This window comes from Neisseria wadsworthii 9715, assembly GCF_000227765.1.
In the GTDB taxonomy this organism is placed as follows: Bacteria; Pseudomonadota; Gammaproteobacteria; order Burkholderiales; family Neisseriaceae; genus Neisseria; species Neisseria wadsworthii.
Genome location: NZ_JH165159.1, coordinates 1,579,637 through 1,587,040, shown reverse-complemented (window position 1 = coordinate 1,587,040; position 7,404 = coordinate 1,579,637). Strand labels below are relative to the sequence as shown.

Genomic DNA, 7,404 nt, shown 5'->3' with positions numbered 1-7,404 from the left:
GTAATCTACATCACAATTCCCCACAAAAAAGAAAGCCAGACATATGCCTGGCTTTTTACGTTTGAGCTTAAATTCCAATCAAATTAATACGCTGTCCTGGTGTGACTGTTCGCGTATTCTTATTCCAGCGGCGGATATCATTGATGTTGACATTAAAGCGGTTGGCAATTGTGTTTAATGTATCACCTTTACGTACCGTATAAGATACAGAACGGATATTGGAAGCATTATTGGTGTTGGCTGCGACTTTCAATACCTGGCCTTTTTGAATGTTGTTGCCGCGAATGTTGTTAATAGTAGCCAAGTCTGCAACGCTGATGTTATAGCGCTGAGAGATGTTATACATAGTATCGCCATCGGTTACCCTATGTGTTCCGGCTGCCAATGTTTGTTGCTGCTGCAAAGCACGAGCTAAGCGGGCTTGTGTGCGTTCTTGTTGTTTGGCTTTTGCCAAGCGGGCTTTCGCAGCACGTGCCTCATCTTCTTCTAAACGTGCAATTGTGCTGCGGATAATTTCAGCTGCATTGCCTTGTTCAGCCAAAACTTGCAACTCATCTGCAGATTGATTGTTTTCAAGTGCTGCTAATTGAGTATTAGTATTCGTTACCGAATCATTTGTTGCCGGTATTGCAGAAGTTTCTGTTTTGGCTATCTGAATTTGGGGTTCGTTAACTGTTGTCTTTGTTGCCAAATTTTCAGAAACCGTTGGACGAACTTCAGACGTCAGCGGCGATACTAATGGTTGGTTGGTTGCGATATTTACTGGAGCATTTAGCTCGTTAACGGTCGGTTTGTTTGATGCAATCGCTACAAAGCCCTCAACCGGCGCAGTAGATACAGGCTCCGCTTTTGAAGCCGGAATGGCTTCTACTTTCTGAGCCATTACAACAGGTTTAGGCATTACCGGTTGTGCGGCAGCCAGAGCGTTTCCGATAGTTCGACCTTGCATCGGCTCTACAGTTTGTAGTTTATTGTCATTTGGATTTAAATCTTTATCCATGCGCGCAAAATCAGTATAGTCGGCCGCTTGATTTACGTTGGCGCCATTTTTAGCAACCAAAAGGCTGTATCCGCCATTAACGGAAGCACCTTTGATGCCGTTAAGGCGTTTCAGTTCACTCAGGCTGGTGCCGGTTTCTGCTGCAATGCTGGCTAAGCTGGTCATGCCTTGTGTTTGGTATACATTCCATGAAAGCAAGGTTGATTTATCTGCTTTGCTGTAATTTTTTTCAAAAGTGGCAACCGAACCAACGGGCAGCAGCATTTTGCGTTTTTCGTTGGGCACGAATACCGGTGCTTTGAATGCAGGGTTCAAAGCCAAGAATTCGCTTTCTGTAATACCTGCCAAGCGGGCGGCAGCAGAAGTGTCGATAGGTTGGTCGAGTGTAACGGCTTTGAAATAGGGCTTGCTGTCGATTTCGGCCAGGTTGATGCCGTAATATTGGGGATCACGTACAATGTTGCGGACAGCCATCAATTTAGGCACATAGTTACGGGTTTCGTTTGGCATGCGTAGGTTTTCATACACAGGCTCCAAGCCTTGTGCACGTGCGCGGTTAACGGCACGGCTAACATTGCCTTCGCCCCAGTTGTAGGCGGCTAGAGCCAATGACCAGTCGCCAAAAAGACCATGTAAATATTGCAGATAATTAAGCGCGGCATCGGTGGCGGCTTTTACGTCATGCCGGCCATCATATAGGGAAGTTTGTTCCAAGCCGTAATGGCGGCCGGTAGCCGGCATAAATTGCCATAAACCGGATGCGCCGACATGGGATTTGGCTTTGGTTACATAAGCACTCTCAATAAACGGCAGCAGAGCGATTTCGGCAGGCATGTTGCGCTTTTCCACTTCGCTCGCGATGTAGGACATATAAGGTTTGCTGCGGTCTATAGTGCGGGTGAAGTAGGCTGACCCTGCACTGAATTTACTCTCGTGACGGCGTACTAATTCCGGGTTTACTTCATTCATGCGGAAATCTTTACGCATTTTCGCCCAAATGCTGCCTGATTTTTCAACTATTTTTTTGTTGTGGTCAAGCGGGGATGCGCTTAAACGCATCATGGCCATACCAACTTGATTGGGCGAATAAGATGATGTTTGGGCATGAGAAGCCGCGGAAATAGACAAGCCTGCAACGGCAAGAGAAATCGTTTTCAGTGACGCCATAGTTTCTGCATGTAGTTTAGTAATTAAAATTTTACGAATGGTACTGGCCTTGTTTTGATGCGTCAAGCTTTGAGAAGAAATTAATTTATTTTTTCAATATATTAGGATAATAATACGCCTAAGGTTTTAGGTTTGATTGGTTTTTCGTATGTTTTTGCAGGTTTTGCCGCTTCGTTTGGTATGATACGGCTGATATTATCGAAGGTTGGAGATGTGCGGATTGGCAAATATAAGAAATCATAATATAAGCTGTTGGTTTGATGAAACACTTTTGGGCAGCTATGTTCGCAGTGAAGAGGAGTCTTTTTTTTCACACTCCGCAACCCGTTATGCTTTCGGCACAACGGTACAGATGGGTATGCCTGCTTGGAATTTATTGGAAGAGCATCATGTTATCCGTTCAGGTTATGATTTTGAAATGGAAGCGGAATGTTCTGCATGGATGGCAGAGTCGCTTGATTTATTGCTGATGCCGCATGTATTGGAGTGCTGTGATGCTTATGCAGTGGCCCTGGCCGAAGCTTATCGGGCTTTGAAACCGGAAGGGCGTATGGTTTTAACCGGGTTGAATCCGCACTCTCTTTGGCAGTTTAGCGGCTGTTTCGATGGAGAGCGCCTGCCTGAAAAAAGTAAATGCCTGCCTTTGCCTGAGTTGAAACATGTGTTGTCGGATTTAGGGTTTATGATTGAGAGTGGGCGGTTTATGGTTTATCGGCCAATGATTCAGAATAAACAAGCCTTACGTGCTTTGAAATTTATGGAAGCTGCGGGTGATCGTTGGTGGCCGCATGCTGCCGCTGTTTATGGTTTGGTGCTGGTTAAAAGAGAGGTAGGTATGCACCCGCTTAAGCAAGAAAATCATGAGGAAGCATTGGAAGCGGAAGGAAAAATGGTGCTTACGCCTGCTAGGGTGAAGGAAGCATAAATGTGTTACAATCAACTCAAATGCCTGTCTGAAAGATGTTTTTCAGACAGGCATTTGTTTTGGATTAAATCATTTTTAAACGTTCTTCAGGCGGCAGTAATAATTGATAAGCGGGAATGCCCAGTGCGGCCGCCATTTTTTCGATATTGGATAGGGCGATGTTCCAGCGTTTGCGCTCTACGGCGGAAACATAGGTACGATCCAACCCGCATTGGCGCGCGAGTTCTTCTTGCGACCAGCCTTTGTTCACTCTGAACAGTCGCATATTGTAAGCAAGCACGGCGCGTAAATCGTCAGCATCGGGAAGTTCGGTGGGGGCATGCAATTTATTGGACATTATTTTTCCTTGTGTATTTATTTCAACGGATTTTACTTCACATTTGATTCAAACTCAATGCTTGTGTGACTATTTCAGACTGGCATCAGCGTTTTGCTGCTAATTCCAGTTTTAAGATAAAATAATTTTTGAAACTATCAATCATAAAACATTACGGATTATCATATATGAGTATTAAACACTGGCCGGAAGGGGAGCGCCCGCGTGAAAAGCTGTTGGAGCGGGGAGCGGCTGCGTTGAGCGATGCGGAATTGCTTGCGATTTTGCTGCGTGTAGGCACAAGGGGGATGAGCGCGGTAGATTTGGCGCGTCATCTTTTGCAAGAGTTTGGTAGCTTGGGGCGGCTTTTGAGTGCGCCCGCACAAGAATTGTCTAAACACAAAGGCATGGGATTGGCGAGCTACACTCAGTTTGCGGTGGTGCGCGAAGTGGGGCGCAGGGTATTGGGCGAAGAATTACAGCAAGCACCTGTGTTCGGCAGCCCGCAGGCGGTGGCCGACTATTTGCGCCTCCAGCTTGGGCAGGAGCGAGTGGAAGTAACGCTGGCATTGTTGCTGAACCGGCAAAATCAATTGATTCATTCGGTCGAGCTGGCGCGGGGCACGGTAGCTGAAAATACGGTGTATGTGCGCGAGGTGGTTAAACTGGCCTTAGAGCATCATGCCAATGCACTCATTATTGCCCATAACCATCCGGGCGGCTCTGCGGAGCCATCCGGGGAGGATATTGCCTTTACAGGCCGGCTGAAAGCCGCTTTGGACTTGGTGGATGTGGCTTTGCTGGATCACTTTGTGATTACTTCAACACAAGCCGTGTCATTTGCCGAGCGGCGTTTACTGTGAGCTGAATTATCGGTGCGCTTGAAAATTAAGATACAATGCCTGTCTGAAAGCATACTTACATTATGAAAGGACACGCGGATGGATTTAACCGAAACTCAAATCAGCTCCGAAAAAATTTTCAACGGCACGTTTGTGTCGATTGCTCAAGACAAGGTGCGGTTACCCAACGGCAATGAAAGTTTCCGCATAGTAATCCGTCACCCCGGTGCGGCATGTATTTTGGCTGTTACGCCTGATGACAAGGTTGTGTTTGTGCGGCAATGGCGCTATGCCTGTGATAAAGCGATGCTGGAGTTTCCGGCGGGCAAGCTGGAAGAGGGCGAAGACCCTGCGGTATGTGCTTTGCGCGAGTTGGCGGAAGAAACGCCTTTTGAAGCCGAGCGCGTTGAATTAATGCGGACTTTCTACACCGCTCCGGGATTTTGCGATGAAAAAATGTATCTTTATCGTGCAATTAATGTGAGCCAAACCAGCAAACTTGAGCCTGATCAAGATGAATTTGTGGAAACCGTGGTGCTTAGCCGTGAAGAAGTGTTGCAAGCTTTGAAAAACGGCGAAATTGAAGATGCAAAAACAGTTATCGGTTTGCAGGAATGGCTTTTGGAAGGATGAGGCTATGCAGATTATCCCGATTCCTGCTTTTAACGATAACTACATTTGGCTGCTGCAATGCGGCGCGGATGTAGCGTGTGTTGATCCGGGTGATGCGGCGCCGGTACTGGGTTATCTCAAGCAGCATAATCTGGCATTGCGCCAAATTTGGGTCACCCATCATCATAACGACCATACGGGCGGCATCGAAGGTTTGTTAAAGGCGTTTCCCGATTGCGAAGTTTACGGCAATGCCGATATTCAAGGCGTGACGTACAAAATCGAAGAGGGTGGCAGGGTTGCGTTTTGCGGAACAGAGGCGCAGGTGTGGCATGTTCCCGGACATACGGCCACACATTTTGCTTACCTTTTGCTGCTTTCAGACAGGCTTCATGTGTTCTGCGGCGATACTTTATTCAGCGCAGGTTGCGGACGCGTGTTTACCGGCACAATTGGGCAATTGTTTAACAGTATTCAGCGTTTTAACAGTTTGCCGCCCGACACTTTGTTTTATCCCGCGCATGAATATACTGCATCCAATTTACGTTTCGCCGAATATGTGGAACCGGGCAACACGGTGGTAAAAGAAGCGCTGCGTGTGTCTCAAAAATTGCCTACTTTGCCCGTAACCCTGGCCCATGAGCGGGCGGTAAACCCGTTTTTACGTACCGACCAAACGATTCTGATTAGGCAGGTGGAAAAATTATCAGGCCGAACATTGAATGATGACGCCGCTGTTTTTGCGGCGTTGAGAGCGTTAAAAAATACCTTTTAACATTAATAGTATGCTTTGGTGACAATGCCTGTCTGAAATCCACTGTTCAGACAGGCATTGTTTTATTCATCATACAGCCGCACCGTGCTATCGTGGTCAATAAGCCGTAGAGAGTACGGGTATGTGGCTTTAACAGTTTACGAAGCCGTTTTTTTGAACTAAGGCGCAGCAACGCCATAACAAAAATTGAGTTGATTGACCATAGAAATGCCGCCTTGTTTGCACGGCATGCTAAACTCTGTTTCATTTATTATCAAAAAGGTTTGCGATGTCAATATCTTGGGGGCAAGTTCTGGTTTTCCTACATATGGCAGCGGCGCTTGCCTGCATGGTGCGTGTGCTTTATACACAGCGCAACACGGGCACAGCGTTTGCATGGCTGATTATCTTGTTTGTTTTTCCGCTTTTAGGTGTGATTGCCTATATGTTGGTGGGCGAGCCGCGTTTGGGTATGGCGCGCGCCAAGCGGTCGGCAGAAATGAACCGCTTTTACGGCGAATTTATCGAGCGGCATCTTGCCGATACTGATTTAGACATCACCAATGAAATCGGCCCGCGCTACCGTGGCATTGCAAGGGTAGCCGCAGATACCACCGGTATGGGCGCCACCAGAAACAACGCCATGACGCTGCTTTCCACAACCGATGCTATCGTAGATGCCATGTTGGCAGATATCCGCTCGGCGCAGCAATCATGCTTACTGGCTTTTTACATTATCCAGCCGCAAGGCAAAATCGAGAGTATGCTCAATGAGCTGGTTTATGCAGCACAACGCGGTGTTAATTGTGTGATTCTTGCAGATGCCGTAGGCAGTGCCGATTTTTTCGGCAGCAGCTGGCCGGACAAGTTGAAAAATGCAGGGGTAGAAGTGCATGTGGCTTTACCGGTAGGTGTTTTGCGCACGTTTTTTACCCGCAGTGATTTACGTAATCACCGTAAAATTATGATTATCGATAAAAAAATCGGCTATACCGGCAGCTTCAACTTGGTTGACCCACGCTTTTTCAAGCAAGGTTCCGGTGTGGGAGAATGGGTGGATGTGATGATGCGTTGCAGCGGGCCGATGGTGTTGGAAATGATGGCCGTGTTTTATGCAGATGTGGCAGTAGAAGGTGATGAAAGCCTGTCTGAAATACAGCAATACATCACGGAACACAGCAATATCGTAACCGAGCTGCTGCCACAGAAAATACAGGCAGGCAAGGTTGTGGTGCAGGTCATTCCTTCAGCGCCCGACCAAGCACAGCGCGTGATTTACGATACCATTATCAGCGTAATTTACGCAGCAACCCGAAAAATTGTGATTACTACACCGTATTTTGTGCCGGATGACCCGCTGCTCACCGCGTTGGTAGTAGCCGCCAAGCGCGGGGTGGATGTAACTTTAGTGTTACCCGCTAAAGTAGATTCCATGATGGTGCGCTATGCTTCCCGCGCTTATTATCCGATGCTGCTTAATGCAGGTGTGAAAATAGCTTTGTTTGAAGGCGGTTTGCTGCATGCAAAAACGCTGACTATCGACGAAGACTACACCTTATTCGGCACAGTCAATATGGACATGCGCAGCTTCTTTCTCAATCTGGAAATCAGTTTAGCGATTTATGATGAAAAAACCACCCAAGAAGTGGTCGCATTGCAGCAGCAGTATCTCAGCCAGAGTCGCTATGTTACTGTAAAAGCATGGCAGCAACGCAGCAAATGGTGGGGCTTGGTGGAAAACAGCGTGCGTCTGCTCGCACCTTTGCTTTAAGCATACAATCAATGCCT

7 protein-coding genes are annotated in these 7,404 nt (G+C 47.3%); 5 read left to right on the top strand and 2 right to left on the bottom strand.

Features of this window, described 5'->3' with window-relative positions:
* Positions 1 to 67: 67 nt before the first annotated feature.
* Positions 68 to 2,167, bottom strand: coding sequence for a lytic transglycosylase (locus tag HMPREF9370_RS07270; RefSeq protein WP_009116771.1), 2,100 nt, complete (start codon positions 2,165 to 2,167; stop codon positions 68 to 70).
* Positions 2,168 to 2,438: 271 nt separating this feature from the next.
* On the opposite strand from HMPREF9370_RS07270, the gene HMPREF9370_RS07265 reads away from it, so the two are divergent.
* Positions 2,439 to 3,092, top strand: coding sequence for a class I SAM-dependent methyltransferase (locus HMPREF9370_RS07265; protein WP_256998673.1), 654 nt, complete (start codon positions 2,439 to 2,441; stop codon positions 3,090 to 3,092).
* A 64-nt stretch (positions 3,093 to 3,156) separates the two neighbouring features.
* On the opposite strand, the gene HMPREF9370_RS07260 is transcribed toward HMPREF9370_RS07265, so the two are convergent.
* Positions 3,157 to 3,429: a helix-turn-helix domain-containing protein gene (locus tag HMPREF9370_RS07260; RefSeq protein ID WP_009116769.1), complete on the bottom strand. Its 273-nt coding sequence runs from the start codon at positions 3,427 to 3,429 to the stop codon at positions 3,157 to 3,159.
* Between the two features lie 167 nt (positions 3,430 to 3,596).
* Here HMPREF9370_RS07260 and radC point away from each other — a divergent pair, with 167 nt between their 5' ends.
* The 4 genes from radC (at position 3,597) to cls (ending at position 7,387) form a co-directional block, all read left to right on the top strand.
* On the top strand, positions 3,597 to 4,271 hold the full coding sequence (gene radC / locus HMPREF9370_RS07255; RefSeq protein WP_009116768.1) for a RadC family protein: 675 nt from the start codon (positions 3,597 to 3,599) through the stop codon (positions 4,269 to 4,271).
* Positions 4,272 to 4,349: 78 nt separating this feature from the next.
* Positions 4,350 to 4,883, top strand: coding sequence for an NUDIX hydrolase (locus HMPREF9370_RS07250; protein ID WP_009116767.1), 534 nt, complete (start codon positions 4,350 to 4,352; stop codon positions 4,881 to 4,883).
* A 4-nt stretch (positions 4,884 to 4,887) separates the two neighbouring features.
* Entirely contained in the window at positions 4,888 to 5,637 is a 750-nt protein-coding gene (gloB, locus tag HMPREF9370_RS07245; RefSeq protein WP_009116766.1) for a hydroxyacylglutathione hydrolase, read from the top strand.
* 268 nt (positions 5,638 to 5,905) lie between these two features.
* Positions 5,906 to 7,387, top strand: coding sequence for a cardiolipin synthase (gene cls, locus HMPREF9370_RS07240; RefSeq protein ID WP_009116765.1), 1,482 nt, complete (start codon positions 5,906 to 5,908; stop codon positions 7,385 to 7,387).
* Positions 7,388 to 7,404 lie beyond the last annotated feature (17 nt).